The organism is Nocardia sp. CC227C (genome assembly GCF_030767025.1).
GTDB lineage: Bacteria > Actinomycetota > Actinomycetes > Mycobacteriales > Mycobacteriaceae > Nocardia.
Map to the genome: position 1 here is coordinate 63,210 of NZ_JASITE010000015.1, position 23,194 is coordinate 86,403.

The window sequence follows — 23,194 nt, forward strand, 5'->3', positions numbered from 1 at the left end:
ATGTCGTGACATCCGAAACTCACAGCACCAGCGAGAGTGAGAACCCGGCGATCCCGGCCCCGACCCCCAAGACCGACCACCGCCCGCGCACCAACAAGGACTGGTGGCCGGAGCAGATCGATGTCTCGGTGCTGCACGCGCACTCCTCGAAATCCAACCCGCTCGGCGCGGATTTCGACTACGCCGAAGAGTTCAAGAAGCTGGATGTCGAGGCGCTGAAGGCGGATGTGGCCGCGGTGCTGACCGATTCGAAGGACTGGTGGCCCGCCGACTACGGCAATTACGGCGGCCTGTTCATCCGCATGAGCTGGCACGCCGCGGGCACCTACCGCATCGCCGACGGGCGCGGTGGCGGCGGGCAGGGCGCGCAGCGCTTCGCGCCGCTGAACAGCTGGCCCGACAACGCCAATCTGGACAAGGCCCGCCGCCTGCTGTGGCCGGTCAAGCAGAAGTACGGCAACAAGATCTCCTGGGCCGACCTGCTGGTGTTCGCGGGCAATGTGGCCCTGGAGTCCATGGGGTTCAAGACCTTCGGCTTCGGCTTCGGCCGCCCCGACGTGTGGGAGCCGGAGGAGATCTTCTGGGGGCCGGAGGACACCTGGCTCGGCGATGAGCGCTACAGCGGCGACCGCGAACTCTCCGGTCCGCTCGGCGCGGTCCAGATGGGCCTGATCTACGTGAATCCGGAAGGGCCCAACGGTCAGCCGGATCCGGTGGCCGCCGCCCGCGATATCCGCGAGACGTTCGGCCGCATGGCCATGAACGACGAGGAGACCGCCGCGCTCATCGTCGGCGGGCACAGCTTCGGCAAGACCCACGGCGCGGGCAACGCCGACCTGGTCGGGCCGGAACCCGAGGCCGCCCCGATCGAACAGCAGGGGCTGGGCTGGAAGAGCGCGCACGGCACGGGCAAGGGCAAGGACGCCATCACCAGCGGGCTCGAGGTGGTGTGGACCTCCACCCCGACGCAGTGGAGCAACGGTTTCCTGCAGAACCTGTACGGCTACGAATGGGAGCTGACCAAGAGCCCCGCCGGGGCCTGGCAGTGGACCGCCAAGGACGGCGCGGGCGCGGGCACCATCCCGGACCCGTTCGGCGGTCCGGGCCGCGCCCCGACCATGCTGACCACCGATCTGTCGCTGCGCGAGGATCCGATCTACCGCGAGATCACCAGCCGCTGGCTGGAGCATCCCGAGGAGCTGGCCGAGGCGTTCGCCAAGGCGTGGTACAAGCTGCTGCACCGCGATATGGGTCCGATCAGCCGCTACCTGGGTCCCTGGGTGCCCGAGCCGCAGCTGTGGCAGGATCCGGTGCCCGCCGTCGATCACGAACTGGTGGACGATCAGGACGTGGCGGCGCTCAAGGCCACGGTGCTCGACTCCGGGCTGTCGGTGGCGCAGCTGGTCAAGACCGCGTGGGCGTCGGCGGCGAGCTTCCGCAGCACCGACAAGCGCGGCGGCGCGAACGGCGCCCGCATCCGGCTCGAACCCCAGAAGGACTGGGAGGTCAACGAACCCGCCGAACTGGCGCGGGTGCTGCCCGTGCTGGAGCGCATCCGGGAGGAGTTCAACGGCTCCGCCGCGGGCGGCAAGAAGATCTCGCTCGCCGATCTGATCGTGCTCGCGGGCTCGGCGGCCGTCGAGAAGGCCGCCAAGGACGCCGGGCACGAAGTCACGGTGCCGTTCTCGCCCGGCCGCACCGACGCCACCCAGGAGAACACGGATGTGGAGTCGTTCGCGGTGCTGGAGCCGCGCGCCGACGGCTTCCGCAACTATGTGCGCTCCGGTGAGAAGGCCCCGCTGGAACGGCTGCTGCTGGACCGGGCGTACATGCTCGACCTGACGGCTCCCCGGTTGACCGTGCTGATCGGCGGTATGCGCGCCCTCGGCGCGAATTACGGCGGCTCCGAACACGGTGTCTTCACCGACCGCCCGGGCTCGCTGACGAACGACTTCTTCGTCAACCTGCTCGACGACAACACCGAGTGGAAGCCGTCGGACGCGTCGGAGAACGTGTACGAGGGCGTCGATCGCGCCTCCGGCAAGAAACGCTGGACGGCGACCGCCAACGACCTGGTCTTCGGCTCGCATTCGGTGCTGCGCGCCATGGCCGAGGTGTACGCCCAGCAGGACGCGGGCCGAAAGTTCGTCGACGACTTCGTCGCCGCCTGGGTGGGTGTCATGGAGAACGACCGCTTCGACCTCGCCTGAGGCCTCCGCGCGTCGCGGCACGACGTCCGGTCCGGTCCCGCGGGACCGGACCGGACGTCGTATCCCTCAGGCCACGACGGAACCCACGACGGAACGCTGTGGTACGCCGACGTATTCGCTCAGCGGCCGGATCAGGGCATTGGATTCGCCCTGCTCGATGATGTGGGCGGTCCAGCCGGTGATGCGGCTCATGACGAAGATCGGGGTGAACACCTCGATATCGAAGCCGAGCAGGTAATAGGCCGGGCCGGTCGGGAAATCGAGGTTGGGTGCGATCCCGGTCTCCGCGGCCATGGTGCGTTCCAGCGCGTCGTACATCCGCACCCAGATGTCGCCGTCGGTGGCGGCGGCGATATCCAGCAACGCCCGCTTCATGGTCGGCACCCGGGAATCGCCGTTCTTGTAGACCCGGTGGCCGAAGCCCATGACCTTCTCCTTGTGCGCCAGTTTGGCGCGCAGCCACTGCTCGGCCCGGTCGGGATCGCCGATCTCGAGCATGTGGTGCATGACGGCCTCGTTCGCGCCGCCGTGCAGTGGGCCCTTGAGTGCGCCGATGGCGGCGGTGACCGCGCTGTAGATGTCCGACAGCGTGGAGGTGACCACGCGGGCGGCGAAGGTGGAGGCGTTGAAGCTGTGCTCGGCGTACAGGATCAGGGAGACCTCGAACGCCTTGACCAGCTCGGGCGCGGGCACCTTGCCGAAACACATGTTGAGGAAGTTCTCGGCGAAGCCCAGATGTGAATGCGGCGCGATGGGTTCCAGGCCGTGCCGCTTGCGGTGGTCGGCGGCCACGATGGTGGGCAGCACCGCCATCATGCGCAGCGCCTTGGCGCGATTGGCCCGCGGTGAGTTGTCGTCCTCCAGCGGGTCTTCGGCACCGAGATAGCTGATCGCGGTGCGCACCACATCCATCGGGTGGCAGTTGTCGGGCATCTTCGTGATGAGCGACAGCAGCGAGCGGTCGGCACGGCGGGAGGCGCGTTCCTGCTGGCAGAACAACGCGTACTGCGCGTCGTTCGGCAGTTCGCCGTGCCAGAGCAGGTACGCGACCTGTTCGAAGGTGCACGTGGCCGCCAGATCCTGTACCGCGTAGCCGCGGTAGGTCAGCGAATTGGTTTCGGGCACCACCTTGGAGATCGCGGTGGTGTCGACGACGACGCCCGCGAGACCCTTGTAGATGGTCGGGACGGCCGTCTCCGGCCCACCCGTCACGCGGCCACCGCTCCTCGCCGAATCGCCGTGTAATGCGGTGTTCATGGCTTCCCTTCCAGAGCGAAATTGAAGATATCGGAATCGAATTCGTTGTATCGCTCGTACCGCAGCAGTTCGTAGAGGCGGCTGCGATGCTGCATCCGGTCCAGCAGGCCGGACTGCGTACCCTGCTCGAAGATCTCCCGCAGCCCGACCTCGGCGGCGTACATCGCCAGACGCAGCGTGGACACCGGATAGATGACGGCGTTGTAGCCGATCGACTCCAGCACCTCGGCGGCCAGCAGTTCGGACTTGCCGAACTCGGTCATATTGGCCAGCAGCGGAATCGACACCGCCGCGCGGAACCGCTCGAATTCGGCGGCGGTGTGCAGCGCCTCGGTGAAGATCAGATCCGCACCTGCGTCCGCGTAGGCCCGCGCTCGTTCGATCGCGGCGTCGATCCCCTCGATCCCGGCGGCGTCGGTGCGGGCGCAGATCACGAAATTCGGGTCGCGCCGGGCCGATACGGCCGCCCGCAGCCGCCGCACCATCTCCTCGGCGGGCACCACCGCCTTGCCGTCGAGATGGCCGCAGCGCTTGGGGTTGACCTGATCCTCGAGATGCAGGCCCGCGATTCCGGCGTCCTCCATGACGGTGACGGTGCGGGCGGCGCTCATCGGCTCGCCGAAACCGGTATCGGCGTCGATGAGCACCGGCAGATCGGTCACCCGGGCGATCTGCTGACCGCGCCCGGCCACCTCGGTGAGGGTGGTCAGGCCGATATCGGGCAGCGCCAGATCGGCCGAGAGCACCGCGCCGGAGACATACACGCCCTCGAAGCCGATCTCCTGAATCAGCTTGGCCACCAATGGGTTGAAGGCTCCCGGGAACCGCTGGACACGGCCCGAGGCGAGTCCGGCCTTGAAGGCGGCGCGCTTGTCGGCGGCAGAGGTGGCGGCGGCGAGCAGGCCCGTCATCAGAACAGCCCCCGCGGCGACCGGGGCGCGCGGGCGAGCACATCCGCCGACACGGTGAAGGTGAGCTCGGGCAGCTCGGCGGCGGACAGCGCACCCGCGCGCTGCGCGACCTCGAGGAAGCGGTCCTGCTCGGCCGGTTCGATCACGCCCTCGGCGAGGGTGCGGAACTTGGCGATGTACTGTTCGCGGGCGAACGGGCGCGCGCCCAGCGGATGCGCGTCGGCGGCGGCCAGCTCGTCGGTGATGACCTCACCGCTCTTCAGGGTCACCTCGGCGCGTGCGCCGAACGCCTTCTCGTTCGGATCGGTGGAATGGTAGCGACGCGTCCACTCCGGATCCTCGGCGGTGGAGATCTTGCGCCACAGCTCGACGGTGTCGGGCCGCTGCGCGCGCTCGGGCGCGTAGGAGCGCTCGTGATGCCAGGTGCCGTCCTGCAATGCCACCGCGAAGATGTACATGATCGAGTGATCGAGGGTTTCGCGCGACGCCCGGGGATCGAACTTCTGCGGATCGCGAGAACCGGTGCCGATCACATAGTGGGTGTGGTGGCTGGTGTGCAGTACGACCGACGCGATCTGATCGAGGTCGCCGATCCGCTCGCGCAGCCGGAATGCCAGGTCGATCGGGGCCTGACTCTGGTACTCGGACGAATGCTCCTTGGTGTAGGTGTCGAGAATGCCGCGCTTGGGCTCACCCGGACCGGGCAGCGGCACCGAGTACTCCCGGTCGGGGCCGCCCAGCAGCCAGGCGATCACACCGTCCTCGCCCTCCCAGATCGGAGACGGCGCGCCCTCGCCACGCATGGCGCGGTCCACGGCCTCCACGGCCATCTTTCCGGCGAAGGCGGGGGCGTATGCCTTCCAGCTGGAGATTTCGCCCTTGCGGGACTGGCGGGTGGCGGTGGTGGTGTGCAGCGCCTGGCCGATGGCCTGGTAGATGGTCTCGGTGTCGAGGCCGAGCAGGGTGCCGATACCGGCGGCGGCCGACGGGCCGAGGTGGGCGACGTGGTCGATCTTGTGCTCGTGCAGGCAGATCGCGCGCACCAGATCGACCTGGATCTCGTAACCCGTCGCCAGACCGCGGATCAGATCGCGGCCGGAGCGTCCCGCATGCTGCGCCACCGCGAGGATGGACGGGATGTTGTCACCGGGATGCGAGTACTCCGCGGCCAGGAAGGTGTCGTGGAAGTCGAGTTCGCGCACCGCGACACCATTGGCCCAGGCGGCCCACTCCGGTGAGCAGCGGCCGTCGACGCCGAAGACGGTGGCACCGGGCTGGTAGGGGTGGGCCAGCGCCTGGGCGCGGGCATTGGCGACGGGGCGGCGGGTGATCGCGGCCGCGGCCACGGCGGCATTGTCGATGATCCGGTTGACGATCATCTCCTCCGTCTCCGGGGCAACCTCCACGGCATCGGCGGCCACCTCGGCGATCCGCCACGCGAGATGCTCCTCCCGGGGGAAGTTCTCCGCGGAGCGGTGGGTGCGGACGAGATGGTTCTTCACGGTCGGGGCCCTCCCAGGCTTCGATGGTCGGCGGTAATTTCGCACGCTATACAGCCCGGGACGCGATGGAAATCCCCCGCAAATGCCTATTTTTGTGTAAGCGCGGCTGTGAAATTGTGAAAGTTGCGGAAATCTGGGATTGCTAGATTGAGGGCATGCAGAAGATGTATGCGGGCGCGCGACTGCGCACGCTCCGGGAACAGCGGGGACTCTCCCAGTCGGCGCTGGCCAAGGCGCTGGAGCTATCCGTGAGCTACATCAACCAGCTCGAGCACGATCAGCGGCCGCTGACGGTGCCGGTGCTGCTGCGCCTGAATTCCCGCTTCGATCTGGATATGGGCTTCTTCGCCGCCGACACCGACGCCCGGCTCATCGCCGACCTCCAGGACGTCTTCGCCGAGGATCCCGACGGCGCCGCCATCACCACCGCGGAGATGGACGATCTGGTGGCCCGGGTGCCCGCGGCGGCGCGCCTGCTCGTCTCCCTGCATCGCCGACTGCGCGGGGCGACCGAGCAGCTGGAGCGCTTCTCCGCCGAAATCGACGGCGGCCGTGGCGAATCCGCCACGGCCATGCCCTACGAGGATGTGCGCGACTACTTCTACGACCGGCGCAACCACATCCCCGAACTCGACACCGCGGCCGAGGAGTTGTTCGCGCGCAACGGTTTCAACCTCGGTGGGCTCGACCTGCAGCTGACCCGGCTGCTGCGCGAGCGGTTCGACATCGCGGTGGTGATCCGCAGCGACGACCCGAACCACCCCGGACCCAAGCGCAGGTACGACCCGAACGACCGGGTGCTGACCCTGGCACGACGGCTCACGGCCGGGCAGCGGGCCTTCCAACTGGCCACGCAGCTGGCCTTTCTCACCCAGGGCGCGGTCATCGCCGACCTCATCGACGAGGCCGACGCCATGCCGGAGCATTCGCGGGGACTGCTGCGGATCGGCCTGGCCAACTACTTCGCCGGTGCGCTCATCCTGCCCTACACGCAGTTCTGGACGGCCGCCGAAGCGCTGCGCTACGACATCGAACTGCTCGCCGCCAAGTTCGAGGTCGGTTTCGAAACCGTCTGCCACCGCCTGTCCACCCTGCAGCGGCCCGGCAGTCGCGGGGTGCCGTTCTTCTTCGTCCGCACCGACCGCGCCGGCAATATCTCGAAACGTCAGTCCGCCACCGCATTCCACTTCTCCCGGGTGGGCGGCAGCTGTCCGCTGTGGGTGGTGCACGAGGCATTCGCCACCCCGGGCAGCATCCGCACCCAGATCGCGAAGATGCCCGACGGACGCAACTACCTGTGGCTGGCCCGCACCACCGACGAGAAGTCGCCCGGATACCTTTCCCCGAAACGGGATTTCGCCATCGGCCTGGGCTGCGACCTGGCCTACGCGGACAAACTCGTCTACTCTCACGCGCTGCCCGTCGACGATCCGAGTGCGGCCGTGCCGATCGGCGCGGGCTGCAAGGTCTGCGAGCGCACCGACTGCGCCCAGCGCGCCTTCCCGCAACTGGGCCGGCCGATCCGGGTGGACGACAACAGCTCACTGAATATTCCGTACGTGCCGTCCACCACGGCGTGATCAGCGGACGGCGACGACCATCGCGTCGGTGATGGATCGCCATGCCGTCCCGGCCTCGGCGAATCCGGCCTCGCGCAGCCCGGCGAGGTGCCAGTCCAGCGACTGCGGGACGCCCGGCCGCCGCCGGTCGAAGATCGCCCGGCTGGCGGCGTACTCGTCGGCCAGCGCGGGGTCGGCGGCCACCTCGGCCCACCACTGGTCCCAGTCGTGCGCGCCCTCGGCGCGGGCCCGCTCCTGATGGGCGTGCTGGATGGTCTCGTCGATGGCATTGAGCAGCGGCGTCTCAGGATCCGGCAGGTGATCGGCATTGACGAACACCCCGCCGGGCCGCAGCAGCGGACACAGGTCGGTGAACAGTCGGCGCAACGGATCCGGCTGCATCCAGTGCAGTGCCGTGGCGGTGAGCACCGCGTCGAAGGCACCGGCGGGCAGCGCTCGTGTCCACCCGGGCTCCTCCAGGTCGGCGACCACGAAGGAGATGCGGGCATCGCCCTCGAACGAGCCGCGCGCCATCGCCAGCAGGGTGGGATCACGGTCCACCGCGATGGACGTCGCCTCCGGCAGGCGGGCGAACAGCCGCCGGGAGATGGTGCCGGTCCCGCACGCCAGATCCAGCACCCGCGGCGACTTCCCGGCCACCGCCTCCACCACGTCGAGCATGACCCGGAACCGCTCCTCGCGATCGGGCAGGTACAGCTCCTGCTGCCGGTCCCAACTCCGCTGCCACGCTTCCCAGTTCACGAGACCTCCGCTGTCGTATCGGATACCGGCATGCAGGCTAGCCCACCCGGGCCCCGCCGACCGTCAGGCGCTCAGCGGGGCGGCGGTGACCTCGTAGCCCAGGTTCGTCAGCACCTCGGTGGTCGCCTTGGCGAAGTTGAGGGTGATGAAATGCAGGCAGGGCGCGCCCTCGTCGATGAGGCGCTGGGCCATGTCGGTCGCGATCTCGATGCCCGCCTCGCGCACCGCGGCGCGGTTCTCCTCGGGGCCGTCGCCCGCGGCCCGGCGCAGCCGGTCCAGGACGGCCGCGGGCAGTGCGCGGCCGCTGAGTTCCTCGGCGCGCGCGACGGTGCGCATCGACGTGATCGGCATCAGCTCCGGAATGATCGGCTTGGCGCCCTGCACCGGATCGGCCGCCAGCACCCGATCCCGCAGCCGTAGATAGTGTTCGACGTCGAAGAACATCTGGGTGATCGAGTAATCCGCTCCCGCACGCAGTTTCGCGGCCAGGAAGGCGGTGTCGGTATCCAGATCGGGGGAGCGGTGGTGCCCCTGCGGGAAGGACGCGACGCCGACGTGGAAGTCGCCGAGATCGCGCACGATGCGCACCAGCTCCTCGGCGTATTCGACGCCCTCGGGGTGCCGGTGCCACTCACCGAGCGGGTCACCGGGCGGATCGCCGCGCAGCACCAGGATATTGCGGATTCCGCAATCGGCGTAGGAGCCCACCAGCGCGCGCAGCTCGGCGACGCTGTGGCCGACGGCGGTCAGGTGCGCGACCGGCAGCAGGGTGGTCTGCTGCGCCAGCTGGCCGGTGATGCGGGCGGTGCGGTCCTTGGTGGAACCACCGGCCCCGTAGGTCATCGACACGAAAGCCGGGTGCATCCGCTCGAATTCGCGCACCGCCCGCCACAGCCGGGCCTCGCCGGCGGCGTCGCGCGGCGGATTGAACTCGACGGAGAAGGGCACCCGCGGCCCCGCGTGCCGCCGCAGACTCTGCACGACCGAGGGAACGCCGGATGTGATCGGCGATATCCGGGCGGGACGCCCCGCGCCTGAGAGCCCCGGTTCGGAGGGGGAATACATAGTCGCCTCGTGAGGTAGACAGCCGATGGCCGCCACCCGCACCGAACGCACGCCAGCGGAGCCCCTGCAGCATCATCCCGTGCCCGGGTCCCACTCGGCGTAGCGCCCGATCCACGAGGCGACGGCCGCCGGATACGGCGTACCCGGCACAACCGGCAGGTCTTCGGACTCGTGGGCGCCGACCCGACCCGGGTCGACCCCGGCGTCGGAGGCCGGGGGCTGGACCTACCGGCCGTCGCTTCCCGGGCTCGCGCCCAGTGTCTGTGACGGCCGTCGTTCCCACTCACCGCTGCGGGACAGTCCCGGATTCCCACCGGGTTCCCTCTTCACCTCGGTCCGCGCGGACGCGCGACCCGGGCTCGACGCCATCGGGTGGATAAGGGGCTCCTCGACTCCACCTCCGGCGAACCAGCTGCGACCGTGAATATAGCGGAATCGTTCGTATCCGCCACGCCGAGCGGTGCGCGCTGCGCCGCTACGACCCGTTCTCGACGTCGAGAACCCAGGTGACGCCGAAACGGTCCGTCAGCATCCCGTAGCCGGGTGACCAGGCCGCCGGGCCGAGCGGAACCACGATATGGGCCCCGTCCGACAGTCCCTCCCAATACCCCGCGATCTCCTCGACCGCGGTGCCGCGCACGGAGACGAAGAAGGCGTTCTCACCCCGGTCGTGGCCCAGGTGCGGCGTGTGTCGGCGAGGTGATCCTCACCGGCGCGATCGCCGATATCGCCCCGCACGTTCACGACGGCACCGTGACGCGTCTGACCGCCGACCGCTGCCACCTGACCCTGGGGTCCTGGTCGTGGATCGGCTTGGCGGCCGCCATCGCACGATTCGACGCCGACTTCGAGGTGATCGGACCGCCTGCGCTGGCCGCCGCCTGCACCCGCCTCGCCCGGCGCTACGCTGCCGCAGTTCACTGACGTGGCGTTGCCGCAGTTCACTGACATGGCGTTGCCGCAGCCCACCGACGCGGTGCGGGTGCAGTTCACCGGCGCGGCCCTGCCGCAGTTCACTGACGTGGCGCGGGTGCGAGCAAGGTGGCGCGGTGTGGTTCGGGTGGCGCGGAACAGCTGCGGTCAGTGCGCGCCCCAGTGCTGTTCCATGAGCACGCCCTTGGCGGCGAGCCAGGACACCGGGTCGATCTTGTTGCCGTGCTGGTCCCAGATCTCCAGGTGCAGGTGGGGGCCCGTGGACTGGCCGCGATTGCCCACGGTGGCGATGACATCGCCCGCGTTCACGCGCTGCCCCTCGGCGACGTAGATGTCGTTGACATGGCCGTAGACGGCGGTGGTGCCGTCGTCCTGGAGCACGCGGACCCAGAGCCCGAAGCCGTCGGCCGGTCCGGCCTCCACCACCGTGCCGCCCAGCGCCGAGTGGATGGGCGTCCCCAGCGCGTCGGCGATGTCGACGCCGTAGTGGAACGCACCCCAGCGGCTGCCGAAACCGGAGCTGATCTGACCGCCCACCGGCAGCACGGCGGGGGCAGCGATGAACGGCGCCGGTGCGGGTGCTGCGGGGGCGAACTGTTGCTGGAGCTGTTTGATGGTCTGCTCGGCCTGCGCCAGCGGTGCGGCGATCTCGGCCGGGAGACCGGCCAAACCGAAGGGTTCGGCCACCGGAGCGGGTTCCGCGGGTGGGACGACTTCGGTTGGGGCGGGCGGCATTTGATTCGTCACCGCGGCGACGGTGGCGTCGACCGCGGCCTGTAGCAGCTCGGGTGCGGACTCGATGTCCGGCGGAACCGGATCGGCGACCGGCTCGGCCTCATCGACCGGCGTCGGGGGAGCGGCGACCGCGGCGGCCGGAGCCAGCTGCGCGACCGTGGTCAGCAGCGCGCCCGCCGCCACCGCCACGCCCGCGACGGCCCTGACGTATCCGCCCGAAACCGAGTCGGCGCGGTGACTGGTGGATGTTCCGGCCTCGACCGCACCGAGCAGGTCCTGGACGGAAAGGGAACCGGAGGTCTCTCGATGCAGCGACACAGCACGTCCTCGGTAGATCAGCGACAGCGCCCGAACTCCGGAGTCACCGACGCTGGCGGTCCGGTGTGGGAACGTGTCGAAAACTGTACCCACGCGTGACCGTTCTGTCGCCATTTCTCCATGTTTTCGATAAACCACGAACATCATTCGCGACGGTCACGATTCGTCGCGGCACCGACGGCTTGCGCCGACTCTCGTCCGGCGCGGCGGCCGGACCCGCCGCCGCGACACCCGCGGTGCAGCCCGTCGTCGGTGATCAGGAGGTGTTGCGGTGCGGGTGAGCACCGGCCGACGCCGCTCGTCGGGACACGCGCACCTTGCGGTGACAGGCATTTCGCGCGCATCGGTGAGACCGTGCCCGGCATGACGTGCCATCCGACCGAGACGCAGACGATTTCGCTCACGATGGAGGTCGCCGACGCGATCTCGGCTGCGGTGAACGCGCGTGCGGTGGCCGAGACCGGCGTGGAACTCCCACCGCTGGTGTGGGTTTGGCACCAGGGCGTCTACTCGCTGCCCTGTGCCGACCAGCAGGAGGTGGAGTTCCGCGGCCGGGTCGCGCCGCGCGACCAGCCCGAAACCACCGAGCGCCAGCTGTGCCAGTGGGCCGCCGCGCTGCGCCTCACCGAATCCACCACCGCTGTCGAGCGCACCCACGGCCGCCGGACGTACACGGGTGTGCTGGCGGGCTCGCGCATCCGGATCACCGGCCGCGTCGAAGCCACCCGTTCGGCGGCCTGAGAATCCGCCTGAGAACATGGCGTCGGCGGCCGGTGGAACTCAGCCGAATTCCAACCGGGTTCGGCTGTCGATCGGCACCGGTCCCGAGCGCACCCGAGGCCATCGATTCACAAGAATCGGCGACTCTTCTCGAACCGGGTGCGGCATCGGCGCGAGATACCTGGAATAGTTGGGACAAGCACGCACAAGACCGAGGCGAAAGCGGGGATGTTGGTGACTTCGAGTGATGGTGTGAACGCGGTAGGTACGGTGAAGGAGTCGCCGTCGGCACCCAGCACCCTCGAGCGCGATGTCCAGACCCTGGAAAAGGCGATATACGAAGTCAAGCGGGTGATCGTCGGTCAGGATCGGCTGGTCGAACGCCTGCTCGTCGGTGTGCTCGCGCGCGGACACGTCCTGCTCGAGGGTGTACCCGGTATCGCCAAGACCCTCGCCGTGGAAACCTTCGCCCGGGTGGTCGGCGGCAGTTTCTCCCGCGTGCAGTTCACCCCCGACCTGGTGCCCACCGACCTCATCGGCACCCGCATCTACCGGCAGGGCAAGGAGGAGTTCGACACCGAGCTGGGTCCGGTCGTCGCCAACTTCGTCCTCGCCGACGAGATCAACCGCGCACCCGCCAAGGTGCAGTCGGCCCTGCTCGAGGTGATGGCCGAGCGGCACGTGTCCATCGGCGGCAAGACCTACCCGATGCCGAACCCGTTCCTGGTCATGGCCACGCAGAACCCCATCGAGAGCGAAGGCGTGTACCCGCTGCCCGAGGCGCAGCGCGACCGCTTCCTGTTCAAGGTGGTCGTGGACTATCCGTCGGTGGAGGAGGAGCGCGAGATCATCTACCGGATGGGTGTCACCCCGCCGGAGCCCAAGCGCATCCTCGAACCCACCGAGCTGGTGCGCCTGCAGCAGCTGGCCGCCAACACCTTCGTGCACCACGCCTTGGTCGACTACGTGGTCCGGGTGATCGCCGCGACCCGCAAGCCCGCCGACTTCGGCATGCACGACGTGGCCGGATGGATCGCCTACGGCGCCTCGCCGCGCGCCAGCCTCGGCATCATCGCCGCCGCCCGTGCCGTGGCCCTGATCCGCGGCCGCGACTACGTGGTGCCGCAGGACGTGGTCGAGGTGGTGCCGGATGTGCTGCGGCACCGGCTGGTGCTTTCCTACGACGCGCTCGCCGACGAGGTCAGCCCCGACGACGTGATCCGCCGCGTGCTGCAAACCGTGGGCCTGCCGCAGGTCGCCCCGCAGGCGGTCGCGCCGGGCAGCCCGCAGACCCCCATGCCCGCGCCGCAGCCCGGTATGGGGCCGCAGGGCGCGCCGCAGCAGAATCCCCCCGTGCCGCAGCCGCCCAACGGCCAGATGTCGGGCGCGGGCCAGCCGCAGTCGAAGTAGGCGACCACGGAACCGGTTGCGCCCGTGACGATGTCGAACCCCAGCGGCACCTCCCACGCTCCGCCCTCGTTTCGGTCGGGCAGTCTCGACGACCCGAAACTCACGGCGGCGCTGAAAACCCTCGAACTCACCGTGCGCCGCCGCCTCGACGGCGTGCTGCACGGTGACCACCTGGGCCTGATTCCCGGCCCGGGCTCCGAACCCGGCGACGCCCGCATGTATCAGCCGGGCGACGATGTGCGGCAGATGGATTGGTCGGTGACCGCCCGCACCACCCACCCGCACGTGCGCCAGATGGTGGCCGATCGCGAGTTGGAGACCTGGCTCGTGATCGACCTGTCGGCCAGCCTGGACTTCGGCACCGCGCTGTGCCAGAAGCGCGATCTCGCCGTCGCCGCCGCGGCGGCGGTCACCCACCTCACCAGCGGCGGCGGCAACCGGATCGGCGCGGTGGTCGCCAACGGCGAGCGGCTCATTCGAATTCCCGCCCGCACCGGGCGCATTCACGCGCGGTCCATGCTGCGCACCATCGCCACCACCCCGCACGCCCGCGACGGGGTGCGCGGTGATCTGCGCGGCGCCATCGAGTCGTTGCGCCGTCCGCAGCGCAAACGCGGCCTGGCCGTGGTGATCTCGGACTTCCTCGGCGAAATCGACTGGCAGCGCAGTCTGCGCGCCATCTCGGCCCGCCACGATATGCTCGGGGTCGAGATCCTCGATCCGCGCGATCTGGAACTGCCCGACGTCGGCGATGTGGTGTTGCACGATCCGGAGACCGGGCGCACCCGCGAATTCAGCGTGACCCCCACCCTGCGCGCCGACTACGCGCGCGCCGCGCAGCATCACCGCCAACAGGTCGAGGCCGCGCTGCGCGGATGCGGCGCGCCGGTGATGCCCCTGCGTACCGACCGGGACTGGATCGCCGACGTGGTCCGGTTCGTGTCCACCCGGCGCCACACCTTCGGCGCCCCGAACTCCGGGCGGGTGCCGCGCCAGTGACTTTCTCACTCTCGAATTTCGAACATGTCGGCTGGCTGTTCTTCCTGCTCGTGGTGGCGGCGTTCGCGCTGGGCTACGTGGTGGCGCAGCGGCGGCGGCAACGCCACCTCATGAACTTCTCCAATATGGAGATGCTGGAGAAGGTCGCGCCCAAACGGCCCGGGGTCGGGCGGCACGTGCCGATCGCGCTGCTGCTGGTCGGCCTCACGGCGCTGACGGTCGCGGCGGCCGGACCCACCGCGGCGCAGAAGGTGCCGCGCAACCGGGCCACCGTGGTGCTGGTCATGGACGTCTCGCTGTCCATGGAGGCCACCGACGTGCCACCGAGCCGTCTCCAGGTGGCGCAGGAGGCGGCCAAGGAATTCGCCGACGGGCTCACCCCCGGCATCAATCTGGGCCTGGTGACCTTCGCCGGTACCGCCTCGGTGCAGATGCAGCCGACCACCAAACGTGAGGCGGTGAAGGCGGCCATCGACAGCATCAAGCTGTCCGAGCGCACCGCCACCGGCGAGGGCATTCTCACCGCGCTGCAATCCATCGACACCCTGGCCGCGGTGCTGGGCGGCGCGGAGACGCCGCCGCCCGCGCGCATCGTGCTCATGTCCGACGGCAAGCAGACCGTGCCCGACGACAAGGACGTCGACAATCCCCGGCACGCCTTCACGGCGGCGCGGCTGGCGAAGGAGAAGGGCGTCCCGGTCTCGACCATCTCCTTCGGCACCACCTGGGGCACGGTCGAGATCCCGGATCAGGACGGTACCGGCGCACAGCGGGTGCGGGTGCCCGTGGACGACGATTCGCTGCACGAGATCGCCACGCTGTCGGGTGGCGAGTTCTACTCCGCCTCCAGCCTCGAGGAGCTGAACCAGGTGTACGACACCCTGGAGCAGCAGATCGGCTACGAGATGACCATGGGCGATGCCAGCCGACCGTGGCTGATCCTCGGCATGCTGGTGACCGCCGCCGGCGTCGTGACGGCTCTGGTCTATCGTCAGCGCCTGCCGTAATTCGCCTACCGCGCACCGAGCCATCACGACGAACAGATAGGTTGACTCATATGTCGAACTTCACTTCCCGGTCGGTACTGGTGACCGGCGGTAACCGCGGCATCGGACTCGCGGTCGCACAGCGTCTGCTCGCCGACGGACACAAGGTGGCCGTCACCCATCGTGGGTCGGGGGTGCCGGAGGGTCTCTTCGGCGTGAAATGCGATGTGACCGACAGTGAGTCGGTGGACGCCGCCTTCACCGAGGTGGAACAGCATCAGGGTCCGGTGGAGGTGCTGGTCGCGAATGCCGGCATCACCGACGACACGCTGCTTATGCGGATGAGCGAGGAGCAGTTCACCCGCGTCATCGACGCCAACCTCACCGGTGCGTTCCGCTGTGCCAAGCGCGCGAATCGCGCCATGCTGCGGGCCAAGTGGGGGCGGATGATCTTCCTGGGGTCCGTGGTCGGTCTCGGTGGTGGCCCCGGCCAGATCAACTACGCCTCCTCCAAGGCCGGTGTGATCGGGCTTGCTCGTTCCGTCACCCGCGAGCTGGGTTCGCGGAATATCACCGCGAATGTGGTGGCACCCGGTTTCATCGAGACCGATATGACCGCCGAGCTGCCCGATGATCTGCGCGATACCGCCAAGAAGTTCATCCCGCTCCAGCGCCTGGGCCAGCCCGAGGACGTCGCCGCCGTGATCAGCTTCCTGGCCTCCGAGGATTCGCGCTACGTCTCCGGCGCCGTCATCCCCGTCGACGGCGGCATGGGCATGGGCCACTGAGCCTGCCCTTCCCGATCCCACAGGCCAGCAATACTTGTCAACGAGGAGAACCGACCAACCCATGAGTGGACTGCTCGCCGGAAAGACCGTCCTCATCACCGGCATCATCACCGATTCGTCGATCGCCTTCCACGCGGCCCGGGTCGCGCAGGAGCAGGGGGCGAAGGTGATCATCACCGGTATTCCGGAGCGGCTGCGGCTGATCGACCGGATCGCCAAGCGCCTGCCGCAGGAGGTGCCCCCGGCCATCGGCCTCGATGTCACCGACGAGGTGAATCTCGCCGACCTGCCCGCGAAGCTGCGCGAACTGGCTCCCGAGGGCATCGACGGCGTGCTGCACTCCATCGCGTTCGCGCCCAAGACGCTCATGGGTCCGGAGGCCGTGCCGTTCCTGCAGGGCCCCGGCCCGGACGCGGCCAAGGCATTCGAGATCTCGGCCTGGAGCTACGCCTCCCTGGCCCGCGCCGTGCTGCCGGTCATGAACGAGGGCGGCTCCATCGTGGGCATGGACTTCGATCCGCGCACCGCCATGCCGTACTACAACTGGATGGGTGTGGCCAAGGCGGCGCTCGAGTCGGTGAACCGGTACGTGGCGCGGGAAGTGGGCGAGGCCAAGCGGATTCGCTCCAACCTCATTGCCGCGGGCCCGATCAAGACCCTGGCCGCCAAGGCCATCGCGGGCACCGCCACCGATGACGCCAAGCAGCTGAACATGCTCAACACCTACTGGGACGGCGCGTCGCCCATCGGCTGGGACGTGGACGATCCGACCGTGGTCGCCAAGTCCATCGCCGCGCTGCTCTCGGACTGGCTGCCCGGCACCACCGGCTCCATCATCTACGTGGACGGCGGCGCGTCGCACAACACCTGGTTCCCCGCGGACGGATTCGGCGACTAGGCCGCGTTTCGATAGGCGAGGAGGGTCCGTGGCTGTCGACGCACTGCTCTTGCTGTCCTTCGGTGGCCCGGAAAGCCCCGAGGACGTGATGCCGTTCCTGGAGAACGTCACTCGGGGCAGGGGAGTACCCCCCGAGCGCCTCGCCGAAGTGGCCGAGCACTACCTGCACTTCGGCGGGGTGTCGCCCATCAACGCGCTCAATCGCGACATCATCAAGGCGATCGAGGCCGAATTCGCCACGCGCGGCATCGAACTGCCGGTGTACTTCGGCAATCGGAATTGGTATCCGATGATCGAGGAGACCGTGGAGCGCATGCGCGCGGACGGCATCCGCTCGGCGCTGGTGTTTCCCACCTCGGCATGGGGCGGGTACTCCGGTTGCCGCCAGTATCACGAGGACATCGCGCGGGCGCGGGCCGCGGTCGCGGACGCGCCGGAGCTGGTGAAGCTGCGCCAGTTCTTCGACCATCCGCTGTTCATCGCGGCCGTCGCCGACGGCATCCGGGCGGCGATGGGCGAATTGCCGGAAGACCGGCGGGATCGGGCGCGGTTGGTGTTCACCGCGCATTCCATTCCGACCTCGGCCGACAATGCCTCCGGCCCGCCGGGGGCGAGCGGCCTCTACAGCGCGCAGGTCGCCGAGGCGGCCCGGCTGGCCGCGGCGGCGACCGGTGTCGACGATTTCGATGTGGTGTGGCAGTCGCGATCCGGGCCGCCGCAGGTGCCGTGGCTGGAGCCGGATATCGTCGACCACCTCGACGCGTTGCGCGAACTCGGGGTGGACGCGGTGGTGGTGTGCCCGGTGGGCTTCGTCTCCGATCACCTCGAGGTGATCTGGGATCTGGACAATGAGGCCGAAGCTCGCGCGGCCGAACACGGTATGGCGTTCGCACGCGCCGCCACGCCCGGTACCGATCCGCGCTTCGCGGAAATGGTCGCCGCATTGGTCGAGGAGTACCGGAGTGGGGCCGAGCCCGTGCGCCTGGGCGCGGTGACCGCCCTGGGCTGCAACAGGAACGGCGACCCGTGTGTTCCCGGTTGTTGTGAGCCGCCCGCTCGCCGCTGAGCCGCACGGTCGCGCACGTCGTGGACCGGGTGAACTAGTCCACGACGGGCACGACCGCACGGGATTCGGCGGTCACAGATAGCCGCCCGCCGACGGTGGCGTGGGAACCGCCTGGATGCGAGCCGTATCGTCGCGTGCGGCAATGAGTTCCGCGAGGGTCATGCCGTCCGCTCCGACCGTCGGCCGCGGGCGGTCGCCGAGTTCGCGCGCCAGCCATGCACTGGCCTCCGCGTGCCCGAGCGGCCCGACCTCCAGCTGGGCCAGGCACCGTCCCGGCCGCACCACGGCCGGATGCAGGCGGGACAGGCTCTCGTTGGTGGTGATCGCCACCAGCACATCGCGCCCCTGGCCGAGCATGCCGTCGGTCAGATTCAGCAGTCGCGACAATCCCTGTCCGGTGGACTCCTTCGCGGAGCCGCGAATCAGCTCGTCGCAGTCCTCCAGCACCAACAGCCGCCAGCGCCGCTTGCTCTCGTCGTAGGTGTCCACGCCGATGGCGACCTCCATCAGGTAGCCCGAATTCGAGAACAGCACCTCGGGGTCGAGGACGCAGTCGACCTGGCACCAGTCCGCCCACTCCCGCGCCAATGCCCGCAGCGCGGACGTCTTCCCGGTCCCCGGCGGCCCGTGCAGCAGCAACAGCCGTCCGCTGATCTCCTCGGACCGCATCGCCATCAAACGGCCCAGCGCGGCCGCGACGTCGGTGCTGTAGTTGCGGTCGACCTCGGCCCATCCGGCGGCTGTGATCGTCCGCTCCCGCCGCTGCGGTCCGTGCCCGCTGTTGTGCCAGAAGCCCATCGACACCCGGCTCTCATCCGGCTCGGGCTCCGCGGTGGCGTCGGCGCGGCACGCCTCGACGACCTCGCGCGCCAGTTCCGCACTGCTGGCGCACACGTCCAACGACGCGCTTCCGGTCTTGCGCCGCACCACCCGCAGCGTCCACCCGACCCCGACCGCCAGCACGGCCTCGGTGCCGTCCTCATCACTGGTCCGCAGCACCCGCGCATCGCTCGGCCGCAGCGGAGCGTCCGGCTTCACATGCTCCAACTGCACCGACACCGCATGCGGCTGCTCGCCACTGAGAAACGGCGCCAGCCCCAATGCGTCGATCACGTCGCGGGGCGAATCGGAATCATCGAGATTCATCACCCACGAGAGCGCATCGGCCGCCGAGTCGGCGGTCTCCACCCGGTCGATCAACCGAAGACGTTCCTGCGGATTCATAGTCACCCGACGATGATCCGCAGAGATCGCTTGCCGGTCCACCGAATTACGCAGATCCGTCCGGCGATTCAGCGCAGGGTCGGAGCCGGGATCGATCTGGATTCGGCGAAGGCGGCCAGATCGACCTGGCGGCGGGCGTTCGAGACGCCGGTGATGACCGAGGTGCCCAGCGGGCCGTGACGGTCGTACATGACGCCGGTGGCGACGACGACGCCGTTGGCCGAAACATGGTCGCGGGCTTGGAGTCCCACCTCGGGGCCGGCTGGGAGGCGGGCCAGGGTCACGGTGACATCGCTGTTGATGTAGCCGACGCCGTCGGTGCCCCAGTTGCATACGAGGTTGGTGGCGTCGCCGACGAAGGCGGCGCGCTGGAACGGGGAGATGGGTTCGCCCTCGATCAGGGCGGGAAGGTTGTACCAGACGCTCTTGCGTTCACTGTTGCGACCGGAGGCGAAATCGCCGGTCCAATCCGCGGTTCCGGATTTGAACAGTGGAGGATCGCCGTGCTCACCCGCGAGCCGTCGGGCCGGAACCGGCAGTTCCCGCGCCGGTTCCCACACCTGCCCGGGTGGTGGCTCGGCCTCCGCCAGATACATCACGCTCGCCCGCGCGTGCACGGTGCCGTGCTGCACGATCGACGTATCGACCACCCGCACCCGATTCCCGTCCCGCACCACCTCGGCGTGCACCTCGATCGGTTCGTTGAGCACCGGCCGGAACAGGTCCGCGGTGAATCGCGCAGGCAGAAACCCTGCCGGGGCACGGAACTCGGCCTCGCGCGCCAGCAACCCGCACACCGCCGTCCCCGCCAGTTGCCGGGGTGACCACGCGCTCTCCGCCATCTCGGTGGCACGATAACGCCCGTCGACCACGGTGAAGAACGCCGTCATCCCGCTCAACTCCTTCTCCCGGCAAACCTCATGTATTAGAACATGTTGTAGGACGGTGCTCGCGGGTGGTTCGCGATGCCCCGGCACCGGGTATGGTTCGGGTAGGCGCATATCGCCCACGCTCGGTCCGCCATCCTCGCGGCGTGCACATCACCTCTCCCGGTCGTTCTCCAACGCCGGACGCTTCCTCTCTCCCTCGATCGGCTGCCGTGTGGTCACGCCGTGCCATCGAGGGCCATTGTCCCCACCCTCTGGAACGGAGTTGAAAACCCATGACTACCAACCGAATCACCGCCGGTGTCGAACGTGCGCTGCTCGAGAACGCCCTCGACCGCAACCGCGAGGCGCTGATCGCGACCGCACGCGGCCTGTCCGATACGGATGCCCGCCGCCGCCTCGTCACCTCGCTGACCACACCGATCTCCCTGCTCAAACATGCCGCCGCCGCGGAACGAATCTGGTTCCAGCGTTTCTGGGCGGGACTCGGCGAATCCGACTGCGACGGCTACGCGCGCCGCGACGAGGGCACCTTCACCGTCACCGCCCGCGAGTCACTGGCCGACGTCATCGCCGAATTCGAGCGCGCCAGCCGACGATCACGCGAGATCGCCGCCCGCTTCGCCCTCGACGACACCAGGGACATCCCCGGCGAAGGCACGATCAGCATGCGATTCACCCTGCTCGCCATGATCGAGGAATTCGCCCGCCACGCAGGCCACGGCGACATCCTGCGCGAACAGATCGACGAGCCCACCCGCGGAGTGGCCCACCGGTGAAGGTCGGCCCGTAGCGTGCGGAGATGGCGGATGTACCCGCACTGGTATCGGCGGTCTCTCCCATCGCGGTGTTCGCCGTGGTCTTCGGACCGACGTTTCCGCCGACCCGAGCGACCATCAGTCCTCCTCGTGGGCCGTCCCGGGCCGTTCTCATCCCACCTCCGGGCGGAGCCGGGCGAGTGCCGCGAGGGTCTCGGCGGCTGACTGTTCGAACCCTGCCTCGTGTTCTCGGTCGGCCTGTGCGGTCATCGCGACAAGAAGGGACGGCAGATGATCCTGTCCCTCGGATTCGACCAGCGTGCGCCATGCGTCCGTCGCCTGGCGCGCGTGGTGGACGGCGGCGGATCTGTCACCGAGTTCGGCCATCCGATTGGACACTCGATCCCGAGCGCTGGCCACGACGGCGGGGTCATCCTGGGGCCATCTGCGGCGGATCCGGTCATACGTGTCTATGTACAGGTCCCACGCCCCACGAGCCTCCTCGTAATGCGTCAGCGAATAGGCCAGTTCGGCGTGACCCCAATCCCATTGCGCCAGTTGCACATAATCGCGCTTGTCGTCAAGCGCCGCCGCTTTGATGGCGTATATCTCGCGAAAGCGCTGTGAGAAGCCGATGGCCTCCGCGGGCAGTTCGGCTTCCACGAAGTTCTTGATCGCCGTTTCCAGGTAGACACACTTGCGATAGTGCAGATGTGAGGGATTGTCGCGGGTCAGCGCCTCGAGCCCGTCCAGCAGTTCTCGCAAACGGCCTTCGGCTTCGGAAGTTCGGTTGAGGTCGAGCAGCCGGTTGACGTGCTCGCACGACTCCACCGCGAAGGACAGGGCCTCATACTGATCCTTCTTCGAGCCATAGACCTGCTGGCGTAGAGCCACGGCGAGGGCGGAGAGCTCGATCCCGGCGGCGGTGCCCTGGTCTGCGCTGAGCAGGTCGGCGGCCCTGCGGGTCGCCCACGCGAACCGGACCAGGTACTGCGGCGCGTCCAATTCGAACAACCGTTCATAAATCGACTGAATCTCTACGGCCAGTGGTAGGAACCGCGCCTCGACCTGCGATGTGTCGATCTCGATACCATCGTCTTCGTACTCGTCTGCTTTGTCGACGATATTGTCCAGCGCCATTTCCAGGCACTGCAGGCATCGAGCGAGCGACGGAAGGAACTCGGCTTCCCGCGTGACGGCCAACGGACGGCAGATCTCGATCGCCTTGTCGAAGGTGCTTGCGGCCGATAGGTAGTCGCTGAACTCGAGCTGGAGACTGCCGAGCCCGATCTGGGCTTCCAGCTCGGCTTCCGCCTTCCCCGCCGCAGCGAAGTGGCTAACCGCCAGCCGGCCGATGATCGACGCCAGCTCGTACAACTGCCGCAGTTCTTCGGCGTCGAATTCGACGATCCCGGCGGCGGCCCGCGCCACCGCCTCGTTCCGCTCGCACCGGCGCAGCCCGGCCGTCACCGCCTGCGCCAGCGAGGTGTCGCCCTCGATCGCGGTCCGCACCGCTTCGGCGACCAGCGTATCCGGGTGTTCGGCCAGCAGCGTCGGCAGATCTGAATCGGTGGTGGGTTCGACGGCGGAGCGCAGCACAGAATGAAGTTCGTCAGGGGTCACGCCGAGTGACTCTAATGTTCCAGCGGGACTTCGTGATCAAGCTCCGACACCATCCCAATCATCGATCACCAAGTACGTCCATCGATCACCAAGTACGTCCGGAGGACCAGGGCAGACTACCGATGAGGCGCTGAGCCGGGGCGGGCGGCGGTAGCGTTCGGTTTCGTCCGGTGTTGTCGGTGAGTCGGTGCGGGGGCTTCGATTGGCGGGCCATTGGTCGGTCAGTAGTGGTCTGGACACGACCGGGGGCAGCGGGGAGATCGGTGGGCGGATCCGGTCGGGGTCGGTGACGGTGTTGAGGATGACGAATGCGCCGGCGAGCAGGGCCGCGGCGGCCACCGCTCCCAGCAGTTGTCTCGCCAACCGCAGCCATCGTAGCGGCCGGGGGCGCGGCATGTTCATCGCACAGTCCCGTCGTCGTCCTGTGGTTGCTGAATCGGGCTGGCGGTCAACGTGTTACGTGTAGCGGCAGCGGTGTGGGTTGCCGGTCGGTGGCGGCGGTTGCGATCGACCGGGTTGCTGCTCCGGCGGCGAGCCGCACGCGGCCGATGGTCGTGACACTCGAGGAGCAGGCAGTCGGCCG

At 68.7% G+C, this 23,194-nt stretch carries 21 protein-coding genes and 1 riboswitch; of the genes, 11 read left to right on the forward strand and 10 right to left on the reverse strand.

The window, feature by feature from the left end:
- Positions 1-5 precede the first annotated feature (5 nt).
- Positions 6-2,210, forward strand: a complete 2,205-nt coding sequence (gene katG, locus QMO76_RS27095; RefSeq protein ID WP_306364163.1) for a catalase/peroxidase HPI — start codon at positions 6-8, stop codon at positions 2,208-2,210.
- Positions 2,211-2,276: 66 nt separating this feature from the next.
- Here katG and QMO76_RS27100 read toward each other — a convergent pair whose 3' ends face one another.
- From QMO76_RS27100 to prpD, 3 genes are read right to left on the reverse strand one after another with little or no spacing between them, the layout of a single operon-like run.
- Positions 2,277-3,467, reverse strand: a complete 1,191-nt coding sequence (locus QMO76_RS27100; protein WP_372342093.1) for a bifunctional 2-methylcitrate synthase/citrate synthase — start codon at positions 3,465-3,467, stop codon at positions 2,277-2,279.
- Positions 3,464-4,378, reverse strand: coding sequence for a methylisocitrate lyase (gene prpB / locus QMO76_RS27105; RefSeq protein WP_306364165.1), 915 nt, complete (start codon positions 4,376-4,378; stop codon positions 3,464-3,466). The genes QMO76_RS27100 and prpB overlap by 4 nt, the downstream gene beginning before the upstream one ends.
- On the reverse strand, positions 4,378-5,880 hold the full coding sequence (gene prpD / locus QMO76_RS27110) for a 2-methylcitrate dehydratase PrpD (protein ID WP_306364166.1): 1,503 nt from the start codon (positions 5,878-5,880) through the stop codon (positions 4,378-4,380). Before prpD ends, prpB begins: the two co-directional genes overlap by 1 nt.
- Positions 5,881-6,035: 155 nt before the next feature.
- On the opposite strand from prpD, the gene QMO76_RS27115 reads away from it, so the two are divergent.
- Positions 6,036-7,460 (forward strand): short-chain fatty acyl-CoA regulator family protein, encoded by a 1,425-nt coding sequence (locus QMO76_RS27115; RefSeq protein ID WP_306364167.1) that lies wholly within the window; start codon positions 6,036-6,038, stop codon positions 7,458-7,460.
- On the opposite strand, the gene QMO76_RS27120 is transcribed toward QMO76_RS27115, so the two are convergent.
- The 3 genes from QMO76_RS27120 to QMO76_RS27130 all read right to left on the reverse strand — a co-directional run bounded on the left by QMO76_RS27120 (position 7,461) and on the right by QMO76_RS27130 (position 9,945).
- The gene (locus tag QMO76_RS27120) at positions 7,461-8,201 is read right to left on the reverse strand and encodes a trans-aconitate 2-methyltransferase (protein ID WP_306364168.1); all 741 of its coding nucleotides are present in this window, start codon (positions 8,199-8,201) and stop codon (positions 7,461-7,463) included.
- Positions 8,202-8,264: 63 nt separating this feature from the next.
- Positions 8,265-9,266: a methylenetetrahydrofolate reductase gene (locus tag QMO76_RS27125; protein WP_306364169.1), complete on the reverse strand. Its 1,002-nt coding sequence runs from the start codon at positions 9,264-9,266 to the stop codon at positions 8,265-8,267.
- Positions 9,267-9,423: 157 nt separating this feature from the next.
- Positions 9,424-9,595, reverse strand: a riboswitch (cobalamin riboswitch).
- A gap of 146 nt (positions 9,596-9,741) precedes the next feature.
- Positions 9,742-9,945, reverse strand: coding sequence for a VOC family protein (locus QMO76_RS27130; protein ID WP_372342101.1), 204 nt, complete (start codon positions 9,943-9,945; stop codon positions 9,742-9,744).
- Positions 9,946-9,965: 20 nt separating this feature from the next.
- On the opposite strand from QMO76_RS27130, the gene QMO76_RS27135 reads away from it, so the two are divergent.
- Positions 9,966-10,190: a hypothetical protein gene (locus QMO76_RS27135; protein WP_306364171.1), complete on the forward strand. Its 225-nt coding sequence runs from the start codon at positions 9,966-9,968 to the stop codon at positions 10,188-10,190.
- Positions 10,191-10,346: 156 nt separating this feature from the next.
- On the opposite strand, the gene QMO76_RS27140 is transcribed toward QMO76_RS27135, so the two are convergent.
- Positions 10,347-11,252: a M23 family metallopeptidase gene (locus tag QMO76_RS27140; protein WP_306364172.1), complete on the reverse strand. Its 906-nt coding sequence runs from the start codon at positions 11,250-11,252 to the stop codon at positions 10,347-10,349.
- A 363-nt stretch (positions 11,253-11,615) separates the two neighbouring features.
- Here QMO76_RS27140 and QMO76_RS27145 point away from each other — a divergent pair, with 363 nt between their 5' ends.
- The 7 genes from QMO76_RS27145 to QMO76_RS27175 all read left to right on the forward strand — a co-directional run bounded on the left by QMO76_RS27145 (position 11,616) and on the right by QMO76_RS27175 (position 18,119).
- Positions 11,616-11,993, forward strand: coding sequence for a hypothetical protein (locus QMO76_RS27145; RefSeq protein WP_306364173.1), 378 nt, complete (start codon positions 11,616-11,618; stop codon positions 11,991-11,993).
- A gap of 207 nt (positions 11,994-12,200) precedes the next feature.
- On the forward strand, positions 12,201-13,382 hold the full coding sequence (locus tag QMO76_RS27150; RefSeq protein ID WP_306364174.1) for a MoxR family ATPase: 1,182 nt from the start codon (positions 12,201-12,203) through the stop codon (positions 13,380-13,382).
- Positions 13,383-13,412: 30 nt separating this feature from the next.
- Positions 13,413-14,381, forward strand: coding sequence for a DUF58 domain-containing protein (locus tag QMO76_RS27155; protein ID WP_306364263.1), 969 nt, complete (start codon positions 13,413-13,415; stop codon positions 14,379-14,381).
- Complete coding sequence (locus tag QMO76_RS27160; RefSeq protein WP_306364175.1) at positions 14,378-15,388, forward strand: VWA domain-containing protein; 1,011 nt, start codon at positions 14,378-14,380, stop codon at positions 15,386-15,388. Before QMO76_RS27155 ends, QMO76_RS27160 begins: the two co-directional genes overlap by 4 nt.
- Positions 15,389-15,438: 50 nt before the next feature.
- Complete coding sequence (fabG1, locus tag QMO76_RS27165) at positions 15,439-16,155, forward strand: 3-oxoacyl-ACP reductase FabG1 (RefSeq protein WP_143981143.1); 717 nt, start codon at positions 15,439-15,441, stop codon at positions 16,153-16,155.
- Between the two features lie 61 nt (positions 16,156-16,216).
- On the forward strand, positions 16,217-17,053 hold the full coding sequence (gene inhA, locus QMO76_RS27170; protein WP_306364176.1) for an NADH-dependent enoyl-ACP reductase InhA: 837 nt from the start codon (positions 16,217-16,219) through the stop codon (positions 17,051-17,053).
- Between the two features lie 28 nt (positions 17,054-17,081).
- Positions 17,082-18,119, forward strand: a complete 1,038-nt coding sequence (locus tag QMO76_RS27175; protein ID WP_306364177.1) for a ferrochelatase — start codon at positions 17,082-17,084, stop codon at positions 18,117-18,119.
- 72 nt (positions 18,120-18,191) lie between these two features.
- On the opposite strand, the gene QMO76_RS27180 is transcribed toward QMO76_RS27175, so the two are convergent.
- Entirely contained in the window at positions 18,192-19,343 is a 1,152-nt protein-coding gene (locus QMO76_RS27180; protein WP_306364264.1) for a DUF5925 domain-containing protein, read from the reverse strand.
- 68 nt (positions 19,344-19,411) lie between these two features.
- A complete protein-coding gene (locus QMO76_RS27185) occupies positions 19,412-20,233 on the reverse strand; it encodes a thioesterase family protein (protein WP_306364178.1) in 822 nt (273 codons plus the stop codon).
- Positions 20,234-20,505: 272 nt separating this feature from the next.
- Between QMO76_RS27185 and QMO76_RS27190 the strand changes: the two genes are divergently transcribed.
- On the forward strand, positions 20,506-21,009 hold the full coding sequence (locus QMO76_RS27190) for a DinB family protein (protein ID WP_306364179.1): 504 nt from the start codon (positions 20,506-20,508) through the stop codon (positions 21,007-21,009).
- Positions 21,010-21,159: 150 nt separating this feature from the next.
- Here QMO76_RS27190 and QMO76_RS27195 read toward each other — a convergent pair whose 3' ends face one another.
- Positions 21,160-22,611, reverse strand: a complete 1,452-nt coding sequence (locus tag QMO76_RS27195; RefSeq protein WP_306364180.1) for a hypothetical protein — start codon at positions 22,609-22,611, stop codon at positions 21,160-21,162.
- Positions 22,612-23,194 lie beyond the last annotated feature (583 nt).